This is a genomic window from Trichothermofontia sp., assembly GCF_053493415.1.
This window is the reverse complement of sequence record NZ_JBRCAD010000089.1, coordinates 1-21051: the sequence shown is the minus strand read 5'-3', so window position 1 is coordinate 21051 and position 21051 is coordinate 1. Positions and strand designations below refer to the sequence as shown.

At 55.1% G+C, this 21051-nt stretch carries 17 protein-coding genes, 1 tRNA gene and 1 pseudogene; 9 read left to right on the top strand and 10 right to left on the bottom strand.

Going from position 1 to position 21051, the window contains the following annotated elements; genetic code table 11:
• Window positions 1-18: 18 nt before the first annotated feature.
• Both ACWIUF_RS07655 and ACWIUF_RS07650 read right to left on the bottom strand, forming a co-directional pair.
• Complete coding sequence (locus ACWIUF_RS07655) at window positions 19-1191, bottom strand: RNA-guided endonuclease InsQ/TnpB family protein (protein WP_448571695.1); 1173 nt, start codon at window positions 1189-1191, stop codon at window positions 19-21.
• Window positions 1192-1346: 155 nt separating this feature from the next.
• Window positions 1347-1874 carry a low molecular weight protein-tyrosine-phosphatase gene (locus tag ACWIUF_RS07650; RefSeq protein ID WP_448571694.1) on the bottom strand — a complete coding sequence of 176 codons (528 nt, stop codon included), beginning with the start codon at window positions 1872-1874 and terminating at the stop codon, window positions 1347-1349.
• Between the two features lie 272 nt (window positions 1875-2146).
• Here ACWIUF_RS07650 and ACWIUF_RS07645 point away from each other — a divergent pair, with 272 nt between their 5' ends.
• Window positions 2147-3520, top strand: coding sequence for an SGNH/GDSL hydrolase family protein (locus ACWIUF_RS07645; protein WP_448571693.1), 1374 nt, complete (start codon window positions 2147-2149; stop codon window positions 3518-3520).
• A gap of 115 nt (window positions 3521-3635) precedes the next feature.
• A complete protein-coding gene (gcvH, locus tag ACWIUF_RS07640; RefSeq protein WP_448571692.1) occupies window positions 3636-4028 on the top strand; it encodes a glycine cleavage system protein GcvH in 393 nt (130 codons plus the stop codon).
• Between the two features lie 75 nt (window positions 4029-4103).
• On the opposite strand, the gene ACWIUF_RS07635 is transcribed toward gcvH, so the two are convergent.
• The 6 genes from ACWIUF_RS07635 to ACWIUF_RS07610 all read right to left on the bottom strand — a co-directional run bounded on the left by ACWIUF_RS07635 (window position 4104) and on the right by ACWIUF_RS07610 (window position 10752).
• Window positions 4104-4982 (bottom strand): 4-hydroxybenzoate solanesyltransferase, encoded by an 879-nt coding sequence (locus ACWIUF_RS07635; protein ID WP_448571691.1) that lies wholly within the window; start codon window positions 4980-4982, stop codon window positions 4104-4106.
• A 199-nt stretch (window positions 4983-5181) separates the two neighbouring features.
• Window positions 5182-6165: a Sll0314/Alr1548 family TPR repeat-containing protein gene (locus ACWIUF_RS07630; RefSeq protein ID WP_448571690.1), complete on the bottom strand. Its 984-nt coding sequence runs from the start codon at window positions 6163-6165 to the stop codon at window positions 5182-5184.
• 173 nt (window positions 6166-6338) lie between these two features.
• On the bottom strand, window positions 6339-8153 hold the full coding sequence (locus tag ACWIUF_RS07625) for an SLC13 family permease (protein ID WP_448571689.1): 1815 nt from the start codon (window positions 8151-8153) through the stop codon (window positions 6339-6341).
• Window positions 8154-8601: 448 nt separating this feature from the next.
• Window positions 8602-8689, bottom strand: a tRNA-Ser gene (locus ACWIUF_RS07620).
• A gap of 233 nt (window positions 8690-8922) precedes the next feature.
• A complete protein-coding gene (locus ACWIUF_RS07615) occupies window positions 8923-9417 on the bottom strand; it encodes a DUF928 domain-containing protein (protein WP_448571688.1) in 495 nt (164 codons plus the stop codon).
• A gap of 36 nt (window positions 9418-9453) precedes the next feature.
• Entirely contained in the window at window positions 9454-10752 is a 1299-nt protein-coding gene (locus tag ACWIUF_RS07610; protein ID WP_448571687.1) for a CHAT domain-containing protein, read from the bottom strand.
• A gap of 188 nt (window positions 10753-10940) precedes the next feature.
• On the opposite strand from ACWIUF_RS07610, the gene dtd reads away from it, so the two are divergent.
• Both dtd and ACWIUF_RS07600 read left to right on the top strand, forming a co-directional pair.
• Window positions 10941-11396 carry a D-aminoacyl-tRNA deacylase gene (gene dtd, locus ACWIUF_RS07605; RefSeq protein ID WP_448571686.1) on the top strand — a complete coding sequence of 152 codons (456 nt, stop codon included), beginning with the start codon at window positions 10941-10943 and terminating at the stop codon, window positions 11394-11396.
• A gap of 11 nt (window positions 11397-11407) precedes the next feature.
• Window positions 11408-12280: a transglutaminase family protein gene (locus ACWIUF_RS07600; protein WP_448571685.1), complete on the top strand. Its 873-nt coding sequence runs from the start codon at window positions 11408-11410 to the stop codon at window positions 12278-12280.
• Between the two features lie 222 nt (window positions 12281-12502).
• Here ACWIUF_RS07600 and ACWIUF_RS07595 read toward each other — a convergent pair whose 3' ends face one another.
• Together ACWIUF_RS07595 and ACWIUF_RS07590 are read right to left on the bottom strand one after the other, a co-directional pair.
• The gene (locus ACWIUF_RS07595; protein ID WP_448571684.1) at window positions 12503-13981 is read right to left on the bottom strand and encodes an ABC transporter ATP-binding protein; all 1479 of its coding nucleotides are present in this window, start codon (window positions 13979-13981) and stop codon (window positions 12503-12505) included.
• Window positions 13982-14044: 63 nt separating this feature from the next.
• Window positions 14045-14890, bottom strand: coding sequence for an ABC transporter permease (locus ACWIUF_RS07590; RefSeq protein WP_448571683.1), 846 nt, complete (start codon window positions 14888-14890; stop codon window positions 14045-14047).
• A 417-nt stretch (window positions 14891-15307) separates the two neighbouring features.
• On the opposite strand from ACWIUF_RS07590, the gene ACWIUF_RS07585 reads away from it, so the two are divergent.
• The 5 genes and pseudogenes from ACWIUF_RS07585 to ACWIUF_RS07565 form a co-directional block, all read left to right on the top strand.
• Window positions 15308-16381, top strand: coding sequence for an amino acid ABC transporter substrate-binding protein (locus ACWIUF_RS07585; protein ID WP_448571682.1), 1074 nt, complete (start codon window positions 15308-15310; stop codon window positions 16379-16381).
• Between the two features lie 142 nt (window positions 16382-16523).
• Window positions 16524-17690, top strand: a complete 1167-nt coding sequence (locus tag ACWIUF_RS07580; protein WP_448571681.1) for an amino acid ABC transporter permease — start codon at window positions 16524-16526, stop codon at window positions 17688-17690.
• Between the two features lie 3 nt (window positions 17691-17693).
• A complete protein-coding gene (locus tag ACWIUF_RS07575) occupies window positions 17694-18902 on the top strand; it encodes an amino acid ABC transporter permease (protein WP_448571680.1) in 1209 nt (402 codons plus the stop codon).
• Between the two features lie 100 nt (window positions 18903-19002).
• The gene (locus tag ACWIUF_RS07570; protein ID WP_448571679.1) at window positions 19003-19791 is read left to right on the top strand and encodes an amino acid ABC transporter ATP-binding protein; all 789 of its coding nucleotides are present in this window, start codon (window positions 19003-19005) and stop codon (window positions 19789-19791) included.
• Between the two features lie 594 nt (window positions 19792-20385).
• Window positions 20386-21051 (top strand): annotated as a pseudogene (locus tag ACWIUF_RS07565) (hypothetical protein); the annotation flags it as partial.

Genomic DNA, 21051 nt, shown 5'->3' with positions numbered 1-21051 from the left:
CTTGGCTCACAGGGTGTCTTAGACATTGCCCTCACCAAGCTTCTTGACGATGTGCCCCACCGCTGCAATCCCGCGCTGCCTCACTACCTGAGCTGCTGCTACATCCCGATGCGCGGTGTAGCCACACTCTGGGCAGTGATGGGTGCGCTCGGATAGATGCTTCTTGCCGGTAACCACCCCACAACTGGGGCAAGTTTGGCTGGTGCCCTTAGCTTCCACCTTGGCAAAATAGACCCCACGCTGCCAGCATACATGGCTGAGAATGCTCAGAAAAGACCCCCAACCTGCATCCAGGCAGTATTTGCCCAGCATCCCCTTGGCTAACGCTTTCAGGTTCAAGTCTTCAGCAAAAATCATCCCCGCTTGATCACAGAGATGATGAGCTAGCTTGTACTGGAAGTCCTTGCGAGCATTGCTCAAATACTCGTGGTGTCTAGCTACTCGTTGCTGTTGCTTGCGCCAATTGCGAGAACCTTTCCTCATCCGCTTGAGACGACGTTGCAGCGATCGCAGCTTGCGTTGTCCGCTCACCAAGAATTGAGGATTCGGAATCAGTTCACCATTGGACGTCGCCACATACGACTCAATCCCCACATCTATTCCCAGCGGCTCACCCTGCGGCTGGGGAGCCGGGACTTGCACCTCACTCTGAAGAATCAGGTGTACATAATACCCCGATGCCCGACGGACCACGCGAATCTGCTTGACCGCAAAGCCAGCGGGAATCGGACGGCTCATCCGCATGGGGATTTTGCCGAGCTTGGGCAAGTCCACCCTCCCATCTTGAACGGGATGTCGGTTGGGCTGAGGATACAGAAACGATCGCAGCCGTTGCTTGAACCGGGGGAAACCATGTCCTCGCTCCCACATCGCCACAAAGGCCGCTTCCACTTGTCGCAGCACTTGTTGCAATACATGCGTATGGGGGCGCTTCAATTCTGGGAACTGCTGTTTGGCAGCCGCCAGTGCCTGGCACTGGGAGTAGTATGTAGGCCGCTGGGCAGCAGCAGGGATAATGTACTCCCGATCGATGCGGCAGGCATTGATGTCGCACTTGCGAGAACGCGCCCAATCTTTACGTTCGGCCAGCGCGAAATTGTAAACTTTCCGGCAAATCTCCAGCCAGTCCGCAATAATCGCTGCTTGCTCAAGCGTAGGTTGCAGCTTGTACTCGTAAGTGAGGGTTACCATGCCTCAACTCTAGCACCTTGATTGAGGTGGATGCAATTTACTCAAAGCGGTCCTAGAAGGACGGGGCTTGCATCCCAATTATTTTTGGGTCACGCAGTGTAACAACAGGGCATTGCGCCATGCGGCCAACTCAAGTGTAGCCAGTTGCCAGCGCTCTATGACTTGGTGTGATCTGCCGAGAGGTTCACCTGACCCGCAGTGAGGCTGGTGAGTAACCCTTCACAGGCGTCGAAAAGCAGTTCCAGGACATAATTGAAGCCTTCGGGACCGCCATAGTACGGATCGGGGACTTCACGATCGCGATGGTGCTGACAAAAATCACATATCAGCTTCACCTTATGGTGATAACGTCCCTGGCGATCGCGGGCAAGAATATCCTGGTAGTTGGACTGATCCATTGCCAGAATCCAATCAAACCGTTCAAAATCCGCCACTTCAAACTGGCGTGCCCGCCCGACCAGTTCTAGGCCGTAGGCCGCCGCCGCCCGACTCATCCGGGCATCGGGACGACTCCCCACGTGGTAAGCCGATGTGCCGGCTGAATCACAGCCGATCGCATCCCCTAACCCAGCCTGTTCCACCAGGTGGCGCATAATATTTTCGGCTGTCGGCGATCGGCAGATATTGCCCAGGCAGACAAACAATAGGTTTTGGGGGGTTATTGGGGGCCGAGTTACGGACATAGGAACCGTCCCATCGCGAGAAGACAGTATTGGGTCTAGTGAAAAGGCCCACTTGCAATACCCTACCAAACTTGGGTCAATTCTTCGGCGAAATGATCCCTGAGCTAGGGTGGGGCAGACTCTGCACCAGCATCCGTCCTGTCTAGGGACAACCTGTCGCGTATACTGCTAGTCAGCACGTATTGCCCATGGGGCCAGTTTTTTCTACCCAAACCGACAAGATCCCTGGCCTAGGGTTCCATTGCCTTATTCCCCTCCCAATGCTAAATCGCATGTTTCGCCGAAGTCGCCCCTATCGCAGCAAATACCGACGACAGCAACGACCTCGCTGGTTTTGGCCGACGATCGTCCTTCTCGGTGTGCCTCTCACCCTGATCACCCTGGAACTCTTGCTGCGGCTTGTTGCCCTGATGTTGGGGGATAGCAGCGCCATCCGTGCCTACGAAGGGGAACCGGAATCGGTGACGGCCTACCGGTTGCAATTTGTCAGCGATCGCGACCAACCGCTCGATGGTTTGCGCAACCACGGCCAACTCCAGGCCCAACGCAGCGTCCTCATGGGCTATCGCTTGCTCCCTAACCAGCAAACAGCCTTCTGGACAATTAACGAGCAAGGCTTTCGCGCCGATAACGCCCTACCGCTCCCCAAGCCCCAGGGGGAAATTCGGATCTTTGTGCTAGGGGGGTCAACAGCCTTTGGCAGCCTCAGTTCCAGTAATGCCACCACCTTAACCCACCGTCTGGAAACGCGCCTCAATGAGCGTATTGCGGCCCAAACCCAACATCCAGAGCGCTTCCGCCCGGAAGTTCTGCCCTACTTCAAGGATGAGGTCGATCGCGCCTTGACCCGCCCCCCCCGTCTACGGGATGGCACGTATCGGGTGATTAATGCGGCAGTTCCTGGCTATACCTCTGGCAATGAATTGGCCCAATTAGCGTTGCAGGTTTTGCAGTACAGCCCCGATTTGGTGATTGTTCTGAATGGCTATCCCGATCTGCTGCTGAACAGCAAGGTGGAGGCAACCGATATTCCGATGGCAGCGGCGTTTCTCAACAATGCTTCGACCCATCTTGCTCACCACCTGCGCCAGGAAGTCGGTGCATGGGTGGCCGGGACCTACCTGGTCAAAGGTATCCACTACTGGTTTTTCCGCTCGCCTGAACCGGAAGTGGGAACAAGCCTATTGGCGATCGATGCGGCCTCCCTCACCCAACAATTGCCCAGGGATAATGCTGAACGCGATCGGCGGCTCGATCGCTACCAAAACAACCTCCGCCAGATTGCCCGTCTGACGACTGCCACCCAGAAACCTGTGATCATTGCCCTACAACCGGAGATCACGGGACGGGGGGATGCCCCCCATCCCAGTGAGACGGCATTATTAAGTGACCTCAGCCCTGCCTATCGGCAGGAAATTACGACAGGCTATCAGTCCCTGGATGCTAAGGTCAGCGCCCTCAAACAAGAGTTTCCGAACCGGGTAACGACGCTGAATTTTTACAATCTTTATGCGGACTTCCCAGAGCAAGCCTTCTACAGCCCAGTCCATTTAACCGATGCGGGGAATACCTTGCTGGCCGATCGCTTGTATGATGCCGTTGTCCCCTGGTTCTTTGTCCAACCCCGTAATAATCCTCAACCTTAGGTGCAGGGGATACGGGGTGTGGACGGTCATCTGGTCAACAAGTTCATCTGGTCAACAAGTAGCCACCAACCGCTAAACTTTGCTAACGTAACCAATCGTTGTCTGAGGTAGAACTGTGTCCTTGGAATATCCTGACGATTTGAAATATCTGGATACCCACGAGTATGTCCGGCTTGAGGGGGAAATCGCGACGATTGGCATTAGTGCTTTTGCGATCGACCAATTGGGCGACATCGTGTTCCTGGAACTGCCAGAGGTGGGTGATGCCCTAACGAAAGGGGACGTCATGGGCACGGTGGAATCCGTCAAAGCGGTGGAAGAACTCTACGCACCCGTGTCCGGCACGTTGATTGAGCGCAATGATGCGATCGTGGAAGCGCCGGAGCAACTCACGGCTGATCCCTATGGGGAAGGTTGGTTACTGAAGGTCCGCGTTGCCAATCTGCATGATCTGGATGATGCCCTCACCGCCGCTGACTATCGCCAACAGGTAGAGGGTGACGTTTGAGGCTGCCGTTGTGTCTAGCCCCATCATCCTAAGCTAACGCCATCATCCTGAGATCGTCATGGAGCGTATGGGTGCTTAGAGCCGCAGGCCAGCAACCATGCCTGCCAGCAAAATAAACCCCAGCCAGACATTTTGCCGAAAAATTTTGCCATAGACTTCGGGCGTAGGCTGTAACAGGCGTCGGTACTGCCAGACCCATCCCCCGAGCGCGACGCCCCAGCTCATCCAAAAGCTCCAGTGCATCGCCATGCCAATTGCCAAAGCTGCCAGGAGTCCCGCTGTACCAGCAAAGCATAGGCCCACGGCCTGGGGCGCCCAGTCCCCAAAGAACAGGGCACTGGAATTAACCCCAAGCCGCCGATCGTCCTCGCGATCAGCCATCGCATACACCGTGTCAAAGCCCAGGGTCCACAGCACCGTCGCGCCCCAGAGCAGCCAGGTAAAGGGCGTCAATTGGGGCACAACTGCACTCCAGCTAATCAACACCGCAAACCCCCAGGCGATCGCCAACACGAGTTGAGGCACTGGGAAAACGCGTTTGGCAAGGGGATAGAGGACAATGACCGGAACCGCTGCTACACACAGGACATAGCTGAAGGGATTGAGGTAAGCGGTCAGCCCCCAGGCGGCTAAGAGGGCGATCGCGGCCACCCCGATCCCGGTTTGCCAGGACAGGGCACGGGACGCCAGGGGACGATCGCGGGTGCGAGTGACCTGGGGGTCAATATTACGATCCCAAAGATCGTTGATCACACACCCCGCTGCACTGGTGGCCAGGGTACCCACAATAATCACGCCTACAAGGCCCACGGGAGGAAGTCCCTGTGCTGCAATGCAGATTGCCCAGAGGGCCGGGACCAGTAAGATCAAGCGCCCGGCGGGTTTATCCCACCGTAAAAGACGGGCGATCGTCAGCCAAAGGGGTTGGGGCTGGGGGTTATCCTGCAATACCATGCGTCTTGAGATCGGGTCTTGTTCGTGTCTAGTCGGGGCTGCGAAGGGAGGTTAGCAACCCCTTACGGTGTTGTTCACTGCCCATTTTACGCGATCCACCCCTGTGGTCCGGTGGCGACTGAGTAACTGGACTGGCTCGTTTTCACCGATTAATGCCTACGGATCAGCCGCTAGTCGCTGCTGCGTTGGGCAGCATCCCCTAACTAGCGGCTAGTCGGCTACGGCAATTTAGGGATTTGCCCGTCATCTGCTGCTCCGTGCGGCACTGCTCATAGGCAATTTGGCGGGCCGGGGCAGGGAGCAATTGTTCTCGCTGATCCAGGGCTTTTTGAAACCAGGTGAGACTTTCTTCATACTTGGATTGTAGGCGTAGGATCTGCGCCTTGAGGTAGAACAAATCCGGGTTACCTGGGGTCAGTTCTAGTGCCTTGTTCACCGCAGTCATGGCCTGATCGCTCTTGCCCAAATCTCGATAGCCCAGGGCAACTCCCCGTTGGGCCAGATAGGCGGGGGCAGCCTTGTCCTGGAGGCGCGAGATTGCCCGATCGGGGTTGGTAAAGGGTAGGTTAACCGCCAACATCAGATCCATATACCCGCGAATGAGGTTTAACTCTGGGTCATCGGCATTCACTTTCTCTGCTGCGTCCAGTGCTCGGAGCACCAATTGCAGCCGTCCTAGGGCACGGGGGGCACCACTGACACCGCCCTCCTTGCTGACGATATAGGCCCCTTCCAGAAAATGCCCAACGGCGACATACAGGTTGCCCCGCAAGGGGTCACGCCCAATCAGGCGATTGGCGACTTCGCGGGTTTGTTGTGCGTAGCGCTGCAAATCTGCAAGGGCCTGAGCTTTGACCGTTTCTTGGGTGGCTGCTTGCCAATTGCTATAGGCTAGGGATGCCCGGAGGGCGTAGCCGAGCGGTTCATCCGGTTCTTGGTTGAGGGCTTGCTGAAGTTGGCTTTCCGCCGCGCGATAATCACCCCGCTCAAAAATGGCGCGAAAGGCTGCCTCCGATTGGGGGCCGATCGCGGCGGGGTTAGTTGTCCGGAAGGGATCACCGGCCCAAGCGGCTGGGCTGAAGAGGCTAAGGGCGATCGTCCAAGCCCCGATCACCCGGATCAGGCGTTGTTGAGGGCTACCGTTGCTGAGGACTGCTAGGGTCTGACGGGAGTGATTAGGCATGGTAACGATGGGGAATAGGGGTGAACTAGAATGGGTCATCGGACAGGTAATCAGGTTGGATAGGTCCAAGACTGAAGCCGAAACTGGGCCTAGCCCGGTGGGTTCACTTTATGATCATTAATAGCTCAAATTTCCCCATCGGTTCCCCTGGAATGTCCAGTTTTATCTAGGGTTTAAGGGCTTTCTAGGCCATAGAGCCACAGGATTAACAATGGTGTGAGGAAGGTATAGAGACAGGTTAAGGGTGCGCCCACACGGGTAAAATCCAAAAAACGATAGCCACCCGGTCCATACACCATTGTATTAGTTTGATAGCCGATCGGGGTCATGTAGCTGTTCGATGCCGCAAAGGTAACCGCGAACATAAAAGCAAAGGGATTGAGGCTGAGGACTTTGGCCACTTCAACCGCCACAGGAATCATCAAGACTACCGTCGCATTATTAGAAAGGATTTCGGTTAATAACGCGGTCACCAGATAGAAAAAGACTAAAATCCAGTAGCCCGATAGATCACCCCCGATCGCCACTAATTGCTCAGCTAGCCATGTTGTTGCGCCAGAATTCTCCATCGCAATACCGAGGGGAATCAACCCTGCCAGCAGAAAGATAACATCCCAGCGTACTGCGCCGTAGACCTCTCCTGGCTTAATACAGCCTGTGACCACCATGAGGATTACCCCGACCCACGCACTGACCAGGATAGGCATCATCTCGAAGGCTGCGCTCAAGACAACGAAGAGCAAAATCGCGATCGTAATCCACGCTTTATTTTGCCGGTAGGCAGTGGCATCCCGTTGTTCAATCACCAACATTTCACGGGTTGTTTGTAACCCCAAAAAACTTTGACGGGGACCTTGGACGAGAAGAACATCACCAAATCGTAGGGGGATTCTTCCTAGACGTTCATAAACGAGTTCTTCCCCCCGCCGGATCGCAAGGACGGTGGCGTTATACCGTTCTCGAAAGCGTAGCTCGCGCAGGGTAGACCCATTGAGACGGGAATTGGAGAGCAACAAAACCTCAGCAATTTCCTCCTCTCCAGATTGGAGGCTAGATTTAACTTCCTTTTCTTGGAACTTGACATCAGGAACAATATCTAGGCCATTTTCTTCACGAATTTGAAGTAGGTTTTCACGGCTACCTCTTACGACTAAAATATCACCAGCTTCTAGCACCTTATCAGAAAGGGGTTGGGTAAATCGAGACTGACCTCGAATTAGCTCTAGGACGCCAATATCAAACCTTTTTTGAAGTTCACTAAGGCGTATTGTCTTCCCAATCAGGGGCGATCGCGGGGTAATCACCACTTCGCTAATGTAGTCTTTAAGACCATAATCCTCTTCAAAATTCCCCGTTGAAGATTTACGAGAGGGGAGAATACGTGGTGCAATAAAGGTGAGGTACAGTAAACCAATTGTGAATGTAATAATTCCTAGTTTGGTAAATTCAAATAGGTGAAACTCGCGAAAGCCTAAGCGCTGGGAGGTGCCACTGGCAAGGATGTTCGTGGAGGTGCCCAGCAGGGTCATCATCCCACCCATTACCGTTGCATAGGACAGGGGAATCATTAACTTGGAAGCGGAAATCTTTTTCTGCTGGCTCCAGTCTTCAATTAGGGGAAGGAAAATAGCCACGATCGCCGTATTGTTAATAAAGGCACTCACGGGACCCACGAGACAGCCCATTGTAAAGATCTGCCGTTCAACGGAATCGCCACCCCAATTGATGAGGAAGCGCTTGAGAATTTGAATGACCCCCGTTTTGCTAATACCCGCACTGAGGATAAACATGGCCATCACCGTAATGGTGGCATTATTGCCAAACCCCGAAATGCCTTCCTCTGGGGTGACAAGGCCCAGAAGCATGAGAACAACGGTAACGGTAATCGCTGTTAAGTCAACGGGTAACCATTCAAAAATAAAGCCAACTAGGGCAACAATGAGAACAAGGAGAGTGAGAACAATCGGATCGATCGGTAAAGACAGCATGGATAGCTTGTGGATAATAGGGAATAGGCTAGATATTTAGGTGTGATCAGTAGCATTTCGTGTCCTGCTGGGCACGGCACTTCAACCCCCTTGAAAAATACCCTCGATTAATACTACTGAGTCGCGTGGAGCACGCAACCAAACGGACCCCTGATTTGGTGTTGTCCAGTCGCTTGCCCAGGGGAACTTCCTGTTCTGGGATTGAGATGCGTCTACGTTGGCAACTGATTTTGAGCCAGCGCGATCGTGGGCGAGCAACCTCTATGCTAGCCGCCTGGTCTAAGAGGGTGTTTGAAAAGTCCAAAAACCAGCCGTTTGGGCGACTGAAGTCGCCACTACAAACGCCAAGCAACCCTGAGGACAGCCAAACGTCGAGGTTCGTGGTCGCGGTTTTAGCCGCGATCCCCCTTTTAAAACATCCTCTAAGGATAGGACGCTGACAAAAGAACGGAGAGGGAGGGATTCGAACCCTCGTTACCCGGTTAGAGTAAACAGCATTTCCAGTGCTGCGCCTTCAACCACTCGGCCACCTCTCCCTAGGTTAGCCCCTCGCCAACCGATACGCTCCGCTGACGCTACCCGCAATAGTGCGAGTGGTCTTCCATTGTATAGCAGTCTGGCACCATTAGCGAGATGGGACGGAAATTTGGCAATTTCAGAAATTGCCCAAGGCCAGCGCCTACGCAGACGAGCATATACAGCACTTCCCTCCCGATCGTTCTGTCAAGCTTGTTTTTGCCGGTTAGACCAAACGAAGACAGAGCCGAGCCTAAAGCCAGCCCTCAAACACTGGATCATTGGGATCGAGGGTGTGATTACAGATAATCGCTAATGACCAGCGGTAGGGTTTTCCCGTTTCCAGGATTGGCACGGTAGTGGGTAAAGTCACTGGGGTTATTGAGGATGCCGAAGATAAGGCGAACTGGACATGGTAAAGGTAGTTCCCTTGGCCATCTTCTAGCTTGATCAAGGCACTGCGGGCTGAGGTGGCGGGAACCTCAACCAACAGGGTTTGGGGCGTCGTACTGGCTACGGTAACCGTTGCCGCGTGTGGGGAAGCGAACGCGGCTGTTGCCGTTGGGGCAATCTGACACAAAGACATCGCCCGCCGACCGCCACTGGAGTTGGAATTCGGCCTGCCCCCATTCTTGGGCTGGAACGATGAGGCCAGTATCGGCTGCATACCAAGCAGAAGCACCCCCGCCAGCACCAAGCTCATGAGGGGAGCCACTCGAAGAAGCCGCTTAGGTTTTATCTTTTGCATCCACCCTGATCCTCGCTACTTGAGGAACTGTATACACTAGCGCCAATCACCAACCAGGATAAAGGGTGCCCAATAGTAAGGATGCTCATAAACTTGACTCTGCAAAAGATTGAGCTGTGCTTGACGAAGAGCACGACTTCTATCTAGGCCTTGCATTAAGTGCTGGTAAAAAACTGCCATGAACTCCGCCGTTGAACGATCACTCACAGCCCAAAGTGTCGCAACCACACTCCGAACGCCCGATCGGACAGCTAACCCGGCTAACCCTAATGCAGCCCGCTGATCTCCTGATGCCGTTTGGCAAGCACTGAGTACCAGTAGCTCAATTATAGTGGATCTACGGACATTTGCTTCAATTAATTTTTTAAGGTTTGCGGCCCAAATTTTATGCTCCCAGGCCAAGATAAAGCTGGTGTTGGAACTCAAACCTGATTGGGCATGACTGGCAATATGGACGATCGGGGCAGGGTGATCCTGGAGGGCTTGCGCCAAGGCAACTTCCGTGAATTCCTCGTTGACGAGGGTATGAGCGGGGAAGTAGGTGGTAATGGCCGCCAACTCGGTGAGGACGTTGGGCAGGGCGGGGAAGCCCTGGCGGGCAGCCGATAATCCAGCCGCCAGCAGGGTGACGGGATGGATGTCGGTCCAGGGGGTTGCCGGCAGGAGGGCGCGGCTGGGAGCGAGGGCCAGTTGGTATTGCTCCACAAGGTAGTGCTGGCCATCGTGGAGGGCCGCCATGGGCAGATCTCGGAGGGGCGCATCCAGGGTAAAAACCAGGGTTTTGATGTGTGCCTGCTCGAAGGTCGGGCGGAAGGGGCGAATCAACCAATCATAGAGCTGTTGGCTGACCTGGAGGCGCAGGGCATCGGGGTAGACCGGATTAAGGGACTGGCGGAACTGACGCAACGTTGCCACGACTTCGGCTTGGGGGGATGCGCTGGCGTGGTAGAACAATGGCTGGTTAGGGAGGGCGGCAATCACTGCCAGTCGATCGGGCAAGACGATCGGGTATAGGATGGCGGCAGTGGGGTCAAGCGTGGCCACGGGTTGGGGGCTACCGGGCTGATGCTTGGCAGGAAAGGGGGTGAGGCTAGCCTCGTGGAGCTGAGCGGCCTGGGCAAGGGCTTGCTGCAATTGAGCCTGGCTGGGGTGGGGGGATTGGAGTAAGGTCGCGATCGACTGGCGGATGGAGATTTCCCAAGAAGCACTGGGGGCCGATCGGGGAGCGACAGCCGGGGCCGTAGCCACAGCTTGGTATACGCCCCCTGTCAAGCTCAGGGTTAACCAGCCCACCAATAGCCAGCCAAGCCATTGCCACTTGCCGAACACACGCATGGTTAAGACACCCCCCTCACTCAGCGATTGCCGGAAAAAGGGTCACTGGCAGAATCCTTGTGGGGGAGGCATCCGGCCTGGCCCTCCCGCCAACCGCGACGGCTAGCCCCAGCGCAAGGTGGGATCGACTGACTCTGCTGGCTGGGTAACGATCGTGCCATGATCTGGTCAAATTAGGGATAGCGAAGATGCGAGTGATTGTGCAACGGGTAACGGCCTCCTCCGTGGCGATTGCGGGTGAAGTTGTCGGTGAAATTGGTCGTGGTCTCAACCTATTGGTCGGGATTGCGGCTACGGATACGGAAGCCGAACTGGATTGGATGGCCCGCAAGTGTTTGGACCTCCGGCTATTTCCCTCGACCACCCATGACCGTTGGGCGTATTCTGTGCAAGAGATTCAGGGGGAATTACTGGTGATTAGCCAGTTCACCCTCTATGGCGATGGCCGCAAGGGGCGTCGTCTTGCCTTCGATCGCGCCGCCGCGCCCGATCGTGCCCAAGCCCTCTACGAAGCGTTTGTCGTGAAACTACGGGCGAGTGGTTTAAAGGTTGCCACCGGGGTATTTGGAGCCATGATGGCGGTCACAATCCTTAACGATGGGCCTGTTACCCTATTACTGGAGCGTGAGGCCAGTCAAGCTTAAGGAACCGGAAGATGCGCTATCACATCGTTCACCGCACCACCTATTGCTATAGCCAACCCGTTGAACTGGCCCCCCATTGGGTGCGCCTGCGTCCCCGTAGCGATCTGTACCAGACCCTATCCGCCTTTGATCTAGCCGTTGATCCGCCCGCCGCCCACACCACGGAGATGCTTGATTGCGATGGGAATAATCTGCTGCAACTGCGATTTGCGGACAAGACCGATTACCTAACCCTAACCGCCACCTCAACGGTAGAAACCCACTGTGCCAACCCCTTTGTCTATATCCTCGAACCCTGGGCTACCCACCTACCGATCGACTATCCCAGTTCCCTACTCACCCAACTTCAGCCTTATCTCCATAGCCTCACCCCTGGCCACAATGGACCTGATCCCGTGACAACCCAGTTAGCCTACGAGGTTGCCCACGCCAATCAGGATAATGTGGTGGCGCTGCTGACGAACCTGAACCAACGGATCTACGAGGACTGTGAACACCAAATTCGCGATGCGGGTGCGCCCTTTCCCCCCGGTCTCACCTGGCAGCAAAAAGCTGGCTCCTGCCGTGATTTTACGGTTCTGTTTATGGCGGTCTGTCGCCAGTTAGGATTGGCCAGTCGCTTTGTGAGTGGTTACCAGGAGGGTGATCCGGACTCCGACGATCGCCACCTCCACGCCTGGGCAGAGGTGTATTTACCGGGGGCGGGCTGGCGGGGCTATGATCCCACCCACGGGTTAGTTGTTGCGGCGGGTCATGTGGCCTTGGTTGCGAGTCCCTATCCCCATTTGTGCGCTCCGATTACGGGGCTTTTTCGCGGTCCAGGGGTTAAGGCGGAGATGAGTTATGACCTAACGATCACGCATTTGGACAAGACCGATGGCTAAATTACCCGCACAGTTGCTAGGCCCCCCTGCAAGCGATGCTGTTAAGGTGGCGGCACTGGTTGCCCGGTTAGGGCCTAGTGGAATGACTAAAGTCGTTACGACAAACTTAGGGGCACTGCGATGAATCGGGGCTGGGGGCAGTTCCACTGCCCCAACCGACGCGTTTTGAACGGGCTGCTAAAGCCAACACTGCGAACGTTGCAGAACTTACTGTTCGAGCGACTAGTCTGTTGCCGCTGAGGCTGAGGCGATCGTACAGGTGGGATCAATCAGTAAATCCACAATTCCGGTTCCATAGCCATCATCCGCCGCATAGACCCGGAACATGGCCACGTCAATATAGCGGGCTAAGTGGGTCAGACTCTCACCATCGATAATGCCGGAAACGCCAGCATTGAGAAAATAAACCCCCGGTTGCAATAAACACTGAAACCGGAACTGGACCGTTACCCGACTACCCGTTGTCATTTCATCCGCTAATTCCGGTGTGATCGGAAAAGCCGAGCCACCTAACTCAAACCCACTAATGGTTTTCACTAACATCCCAAATTGAATCCGTTGGGCGGGCTGCAAAAACTCTACGGTATAGGTGTAAATGTACGATCGTCGGGCAATCAGATGATTCACCACCTTGCCATCCAAGGTGGTAATTTGGGGATTGTGGATCTTCGCGCCCTTGGTAATGTAGGCGATCGTCGTCGAGGGGATCAGATTGGGGTCATAGGACTCCAGTGCATCTAACTCACTATCAACAGCCCCCTGACCTTTCCCATGACTATGGTTCTGACTGCTGCCCCGATCCAGGTCGGGCGATCGCCGTTTCCCAGGAGAACTGGTTGCAGCGGCCACCCTCTCCGCTTCCGCCAGTTTGGCCTGATAGATTTCCTTGCGGACGGCATTCACCTGACTGGGGGGCGCATAGATCAGTCGTTGGTACTTGGCAACGATCGTCTTCGGCGTACCCGACAGGAGCAGTTCCCCCCGATCGAGGAGGATGGCGCGATCGCAGAGACTAATAATCGTCGGCGCAGCGTGGGAAACAAAGAGGATAGTTCCCCCCCGTTCGCGAATGGCATGAATCCGGGCAAAACACTTGCGCTGAAACGCCTCATCCCCCACCGATAGGGCCTCATCCACAATTAAAATATCCGGATCAACACTGGTCGCTACGGCAAAGGCCAAGCGCACAAACATCCCACTGGAATAGGTTTTAACGGGCTGATCGATAAAGTGCCCAATATCGGCAAATGTCGCAATCTCATCAAACTTGGCGGCGATCGCCCGTCGGCTCAGGCCCATGAGCTGGCCATTAAAAAACACATTCTGCCGCCCGGTAAATTCCGGATTAAAGCCACTGCCGAGTTCCAACAAGGCCGACACCCGCCCATTCACCTGTACCTGCCCCCGCGTGGGGGTAAGCGTTCCCACAATAATCTGTAAGAGCGTACTTTTCCCAGACCCATTGCGGCCCACAATCCCCAGGGTTTGCCCACGGGGAATTTCTAAACTAATGTCCTGGAGTGCCCAAAATAACTGGGCCTTGCTGGTGTTGGGTAAGAGCAGTTCCTTGAGGCGATCGCTGGGATGCGGGTATTGCTTAAAACACTTCGCGACATTCTGGACCACGATCGCGGGGGCATCCGAGGGCTGGGGAGCCGACTCTGATTGCCAAGCCAGGGATTGAGTTTCAGAGGTGATCATGAGCGGGGCTAGCCGGCCAAAGGCCGAAAATAAACATTCCTCACACGTGAGTGATTGTAGCGCCTAAAGCACATCGGCAAAGGCAGGGCGCAGCCGCTGATAAACCCACAACCCGCCTAGGAAAGAAAGGAGCGCCAAAACCGTCGCAAACGCCCACTCCCCCCAGTGTTGCATTTCACCTACCAACACCAGATCGCGATAGGTCTCCACGATCGCCGCTAGGGGATTGAGCCAGAGCACCCAATGTTGCCAGGGCGGTGGGATGACATGGGCTGGATACACGATCGGCGTTAAATAAAACCACAAATTCACAATTACGACCAGACTTTGGGGAATATCTCGCAGAAAGACCGTAAAACTCGCCACCAGATAACCCAGCCCCGCCGACAGCAAGAGTTGGGGTAACCAGGCCAGGGGCAGTAACCAGAGGGCTGGATTGAGACCTTGGGACAGGAATCCCACGAGGAGCACCAGAATCGCTAACCCCATTAAGCTCTCGATAAAAGCCGAGCAGATCGGCACTAGGGGCAACAACCGCAGGGGAAAGACCACCTTTTTCACCAGATTGGGCTGGGTGACCAGGCTATTGGCAGACTGCAACAGCCCCGCTGTGAACGCATTCCAGGGCAATAATCCCGCAAATAACCAGAGGCTGAAGCTGACGTTGCCGTTGGGCATACTGGCCAAATCGAGCTTTACCTGGAGGACGATCGAAAACACATAGGTATAGATCAGAAGCTGGGAAAGCTGATTCAGCAAGGGCCACAGATTACCCAAAATGGACCCTTTATAGCGAGCTTCCAGATCCCGTTGCACCAGGGTTTTCAGAAGTGACAGCTTGAGTTGCCACGGCTGTGATACCAGGAACCAAGGCTTACGCCGACTCAATTTTTGACTTCTTTCCTGCATTCACCTTTGCCATCTTGGGGATATGGGCTGATCTGGACTCATCATAACTGCTTGTACCGATCGCGATCCCGGATCGAGATGCCCACCGACAAGCCATAACAGCGCCCACGGCATCGCCATCACCGAATCGTCACTGCTCATCGCGACCCCTAACATCGCTGGCCTATTCGACCAATCCCCTATTCAGGTGAGCATTTCTACTGATCGGCTTCATGGCTATCGTGTCTATACCACGATCGCGTCGCGATTGCGGTGGATTAAGTGACAGTTCCATATTTTTTTATCCTTGTAGTATGATACCCGGAATGTATAAGGCAGTCAGGACTCCTCGCCAACTATTCGCCAACTGTGGCATCTGCTTTACCATTACTCAACCAAAATCAACCTTAAAATCCACTGCTGTTTGTGAATACCACAATGTCTAAAAAGGGTCTAATCTCACTGTGTGCTCTGGCTTTAGGCGTATCCCTAGTTGCCTGCGGGGGGACGCAGCCCACCGGCCAACCCAGTGAAACGGGGGCTGCAAGTTCTAGCGGCGCAACCACCAGTCGCCTAGCGGCGGTCAAGGCGCGGGGAAAATTAATCTGTGGTGTGGAAGGGACCATTCCAGGCTTTAGTTTTGTGGATTCCAGTGGTAATTACTCTGGTCTGGATGTGGATATTTGCAAGGCCGTCGCTGCTGCCGTGTTTGGCGATGCCAATGCGGTTGAGTATCGCAACCTGGATTCCACCGAGCGCTTTACGGCCCTGCGCGGGGGGGAAGTGGATATGCTCTCCCGTAATACCACCTGGACCCTCAGCCGAGATGCTGCCGGGGGCAATGCGATGGAGTTTGCCCCCACCACCTTCTTCGATGCCCAGGGGATGATGGTGCGGGCCGACAGTGGCATTACCCGTCTAGAAGATATGGACGGTCGCTCTATTTGCGTGGAAACGGGCACCACCACCGAGTTGAATTTAACTTCCCGCATGACGGAATTGGGAGTGACCTATACGGACGTGAAATTCCAGGATGGGACCGAAGCGGTGCAAGCCTACCTCAGTGGCCGCTGTGATGGTTTTACCTCGGATAAATCCCAACTCTTTGCCCGTCGGACCCAATTCCCCAACCCAGAGGAGCATATTTTGCTCGATGTCACGATGTCCAAGGAGCCGCTGGGGCCCGTGACGATGAACAACGACTCCCAGTGGTTTGACGTGGTGAAGTGGGTCACTTTTGGCCTGATTCAGGCGGAGGAATTTGAGATTACCCAGGCCAATGTGGAGCAGGTGGCCCAAACCACAACCAATAAAGATATTCGTTCCTTCCTGGGTGTTGAGGGTGATTTCGGCCCCCAATTGGGGATTGAGCGGGATTTCATGCTCAAGGCGATTCAGGCTGTGGGGAACTATGGGGAAATCTACGATCGTAATATTGGGGAAGGGATTCCCCGTGGCCTAAATAAGCTGTGGACCGATGGCGGTTTGATGTATTCACCGCCGTTCCGCTAAGTGCCCGATTCCCCCCTAGCGTGATTAGCCCGTTTTAGTAGATTACAAATGCAACAGGGGATAGCCATCTCGGTTGTCCCCGGGACAGGCAGAATGCCTACGCCACTGACTAAGTTTCGATTGACTGAGTTTTCCCCAGCCCATGTCATCCTCCCCTGATGCTCCAATTCCGCTCTGGCGTGACGATCGCTTCTGGAAGGCCGTTTTTCAGATTGCCATCCTGGCGGGGGTGATTGGGGTATTGAGTGTGTTCTTTAGTAACCTCAATGACAACCTAAATCGCACGGGCTTGCAGTTTAGCTTTGACTTCCTGGAGAAGTCCGCCAGCTTTAGCATTGGGGAAACTCTCATCCCCTACAGTCCTAGCGATTCCTATCTCAGGGCGATCGTCGTTGGTATTCTGAATACGCTGCGGGTGGTTTTGGTGGGGTTTGTGCTGACAACCCTGTTGGGGATTTTGGCGGGGGTGGCCAGCTTTTCCGATAACTGGCTATTACGCAAACTGAGTTTGCTGTATGTGGAAGTGGTGCGCAACACGCCGCTACTGCTGCAACTCATATTTTGGTACTTTCCCGTTTTCCTCAGTTTGCCGCCGCCCCAAACCCCTGTGCAACTGCCGGGACCGATTTTCATGAGCAAGACCGGGATTTATCTGCCGTGGCCGACGATCACACCCGCCTTTGGGCTGTGGCTTGTGGCCCTGGGCGGGGGGGCGATCGCCGCGATCGCGCTTTGGCAATGGCGTATCAAACGTCAAGTAGAACGGGCTGAGTCGGGTTTGCCGCAACTGGTGGGGTTGATCCTCTTGGGCATCATCGGCGTGGGGATTGTCACGATCGGCTTCAATTGGCAGGTGCCCCAATCCCCCACCCCTGGGCGCTTTACGGGCGGGCTGCGGCTGTCATTGGAATATACCGCACTCCTGGTGGGCCTTGTGGTCTATACCGGGGCCTTTATTGCTGAGATTGTGCGGGCGGGCATTCAGGCGGTCTCGCGGGGGCAGTGGGAAGCGGCGCGATCGCTGGGCTTGTCCTCTGGGCAGGTGATGCAGTTGGTGGTCTTTCCCCAGGCCCTACGGGTGATTATTCCACCCTTGAACAGTCAGTACATGAACCTAGCGAAGAACTCCAGCTTGGCCCTCGCGATCGGCTACCCCGATCTGTTTTCCGTTGCCAGCACCAGCTTGAATCAAACGGGACGCCCCCTGGAAATGTTCATTATTCTCATGTCGCTCTATTTAACGCTGAACCTGATGATTTCGCTTGTGATGAACCAGCTTAACCGCATGGTACAGGTGAAGGAGCGCTAACCCATGACCCCCTCGCTGTCTACGGCTAGTCCCCCCGAAGTTCGCCGCCGCCCCCGCCGCTGGCTCCAAAAAAATCTGTTTAGTAGCTGGCTGAACGGCTTGATTACGATTGCCCTGGGGGGGGTGCTCCTGTGGGCCGGGGTTGAATTTCTGACCTGGGCGATCGTTGAAGCTGACTGGCGCGTGATTCCCGCTAACCTACCCCTTTACTTTGTGGGACGCTATCCCGCCGACCAGTACTGGCGGTTATGGCTGATGCTGGCCATCATTGGGGCGTTGTCGGGCCTCACCTGGGGAGTCTTGGCGCAACGGGCCGTGCGATTGTTCACGGTGCCAGTATTGGCGGGTCTTAGCTTAGGGGCCGTTGGGATGATGCTCATCCCCACACCGCCGATCTACCGATTGTTTTGGTTAGGCATCACCCTAGTGAGTGTGTTCAGCGCTTGGGGCGGGCGACAATTGGCACGGCAGTTCAGCCAGCTTGGGCGATGGCTGTCTTTATTGTGGGGGGTCACCTTTCTGGTTGCGTTTTGGTTGATTCGCGGCGGGTTGGGCCTGAAGGTGGTTGCCAGTAATGACTGGGGGGGCCTGCTGCTGACGGTCCTGATGTCCGTGGCCAGTATTTTGCTGTGCTTCCCCCTGGGGGTGTTGCTGGCCTTGGGCCGCCAAAGTAGCCTGCCCGTTGTCCGGGGACTATCCATGGCCTATATCGAACTGGTGCGAGGGGTGCCCCTGATTTCGATTTTGTTTATGGGGCAGGTGATGATTCCCCTGTTTTTGCCGGAGGGTGTCCGGCCCGATCGCGTGGCACGGGCGATCCTGGGGTTAACCCTCTTCAGTGCAGCCTATCTGGCGGAAAACGTGCGGGGCGGGCTGCAGGCGATTCCCCGTGGGCAACTGGAAGCGGCGAATGCCTTGGGATTCAATGCGCCGTTGACCGTGGGCCTGATTGTGCTGCCCCAGGCAATCAAAATCTCAATTCCGGCGATCGTAGGCCAGTTCATTGGCTTGTTCCAGGATACGACCCTGTTGTCGATCGTGGGGCTGTTGGAGCTACTGGGAATCAGTCGGGCGATTTTGGCTAACCCAGAATTTTTGGGGAAATACGGTGAAACCTATCTGTTTATTGGGGTGATTTACTGGGGGTTCTGTTATGCCATGTCGATCGGCAGTCGTCGGCTGGAACAACAACTCAATACTGGACAGCACTAGGGCAAGTCGAGTGTAATAGTGGACACAACTATCTAAACTTGATGCGTCTGCGGTGTTGCTGAGCGATCGTTGATAGAAAGGATTCACGAGAGACCAAGCCATGACCCAATCACAAATGGAAATGATTCAGGATGCTGGCGACGCTGGCATTAAAACCCGTCCCATGATCGTTGCCCAAGACGTTCAAAAATGGTATGACAACCACTTCCATGCCTTGCGTGGGGTCAGCTTGACGGTGAATAAGGGCGAAGTTGTGGTGATTATGGGGCCGTCAGGGTCAGGCAAGTCTACCTTTATCCGCACCTTCAATGCTCTGGAGTCTTACCAAAAGGGGCGTATTGAGGTGGATGGCATTCACCTCTGCCATGATTTGAAAAATATTGCCGAAATCCGCCGGGAAGTCGGTATGGTTTTCCAGCAGTTTAATCTGTTCCCCCACCTGACGGTGCTGAAGAATGTCACCCTGGCTCCCATCTGGGTGCGGCGCTGGCCCAAGGCGAAGGCCGAGGAAGTGGCGATGCGGTTGTTGGAGCGGGTTGGGATTCTGGAGCAGGCCCACAAGTATCCCGGTCAACTGTCGGGTGGACAACAGCAGCGGGTGGCGATCGCCCGTGCCCTGGCGATGCAGCCCAAAATCATGTTGTTTGATGAACCGACCTCGGCCCTCGACCCGGAAATGGTGCGGGAGGTGTTGGATGTGATGCTCTCCCTGGCGCGATCGGGCATGACGATGGTGGTGGTGACCCATGAGGTAGGTTTTGCGCGGGAAGTGGCCGATCGGGTTGTGTTGATGGCGGATGGTCTAGTGGTGGAAGCGGCAACACCGGAAGACTTCTTTAATCGTCCCCAGGAAGAGCGTACGAAAAAGTTCCTGTCCCAAATTCTGTAGGACCTACATCCTGGCAAGTCGGTAAGTATGATGGTGTAGCCGCCATCCGATTCAGAATAGAAGACGATGGGATAGTTCAAGTTTAGATAGCCAGTGGCAGCCAGATTAGCTCAGCATACAGCCGTCCCCTCTCTCATGAAGTACGGTCAAGCCTTGCGAACAAGGGGCTTAAGCTCCTTGTCTGTACCTCACCAGGTATGGGAGTGCTGTATAGGGTGAAGTGTAAAGGAATCGAGCGAAAGAGATCTGGATAATTAAAACATAATTAAAACATCGTTCCGCATCAAGTCATTCTAGAACTGCTCGATCACAAATCTATTAAGGGCACTGCAATAAATCTGGAATGGGAACAGTTCCACTGCCCCAACCGACGAGATGACGTTGCTTGGGAGCGCAAAATTGATGTTTATTGACTTCGTGAACGATTATTGCAACTCTCCCCATTCCATGCCGTTTGTTGCTGTCATGGAAAGTACGGATTTGACCAAAGACACAAATCTTGTGGGATAGCCGTCTCGGCTGTCAGTGTCGTTGGGATAGCCGTCTGAGTCTATCGCAGACGTGGTGGTCAGGGATGAGCCATTGGGAGGGCGCATGAACTTGTTTCGTTGGCAGTGGCCGGTTGGGTTGGGGCGATTCACCAGCCAATATCGCACCGTTTCCCCCTTCCTGCTGCTCCTGCTGGGCATTACCCTAATAGAACTGGGCAAAATGCTGCCCGTCCGAGCTGACAAACAAGCCCCCTTGGCCCCTATGCTGCTGAGTCAGGGGCGACCCACCCTGGAACGTCAGGGAAATCGGATTACCCTCAATGGCCGCACCCACACCATCCCCTGGGGCCAATGGCGTTCGAGCAAGGACGGCGATGCCCGGTTGGGAATCAGCGATGCCGGATTAATGCAACTCTTCGGGGTAGACCTGCTGGATACCAACAACCCCAATCAGCAGCCCGTGCAGTGGTTCTCGGAGCCACAAGCAACCCCTTGGATTTTGGCCACCTTCCTCACCCCCCAGTATCGCTATTTAGATATTACCGATTGGGTACAAGCCAGCCGGTGGCGGCTCGCAGTGACCGGCCCCACGCTAGAAATCCAGACCCCAGGGGCTAACCTCCAAGCCCTACGCCAGGGACGGCAAACCTGGGGCCAAAGGCTCGTGGTAGATCTGGATCAAGCCACTCCGTGGCAAGTGGATCAGTTTCCCCAGGAAGCGATCGTGACCCTCGATGCGATCACCCCCCCCGCCCTGCTGCAACAATTC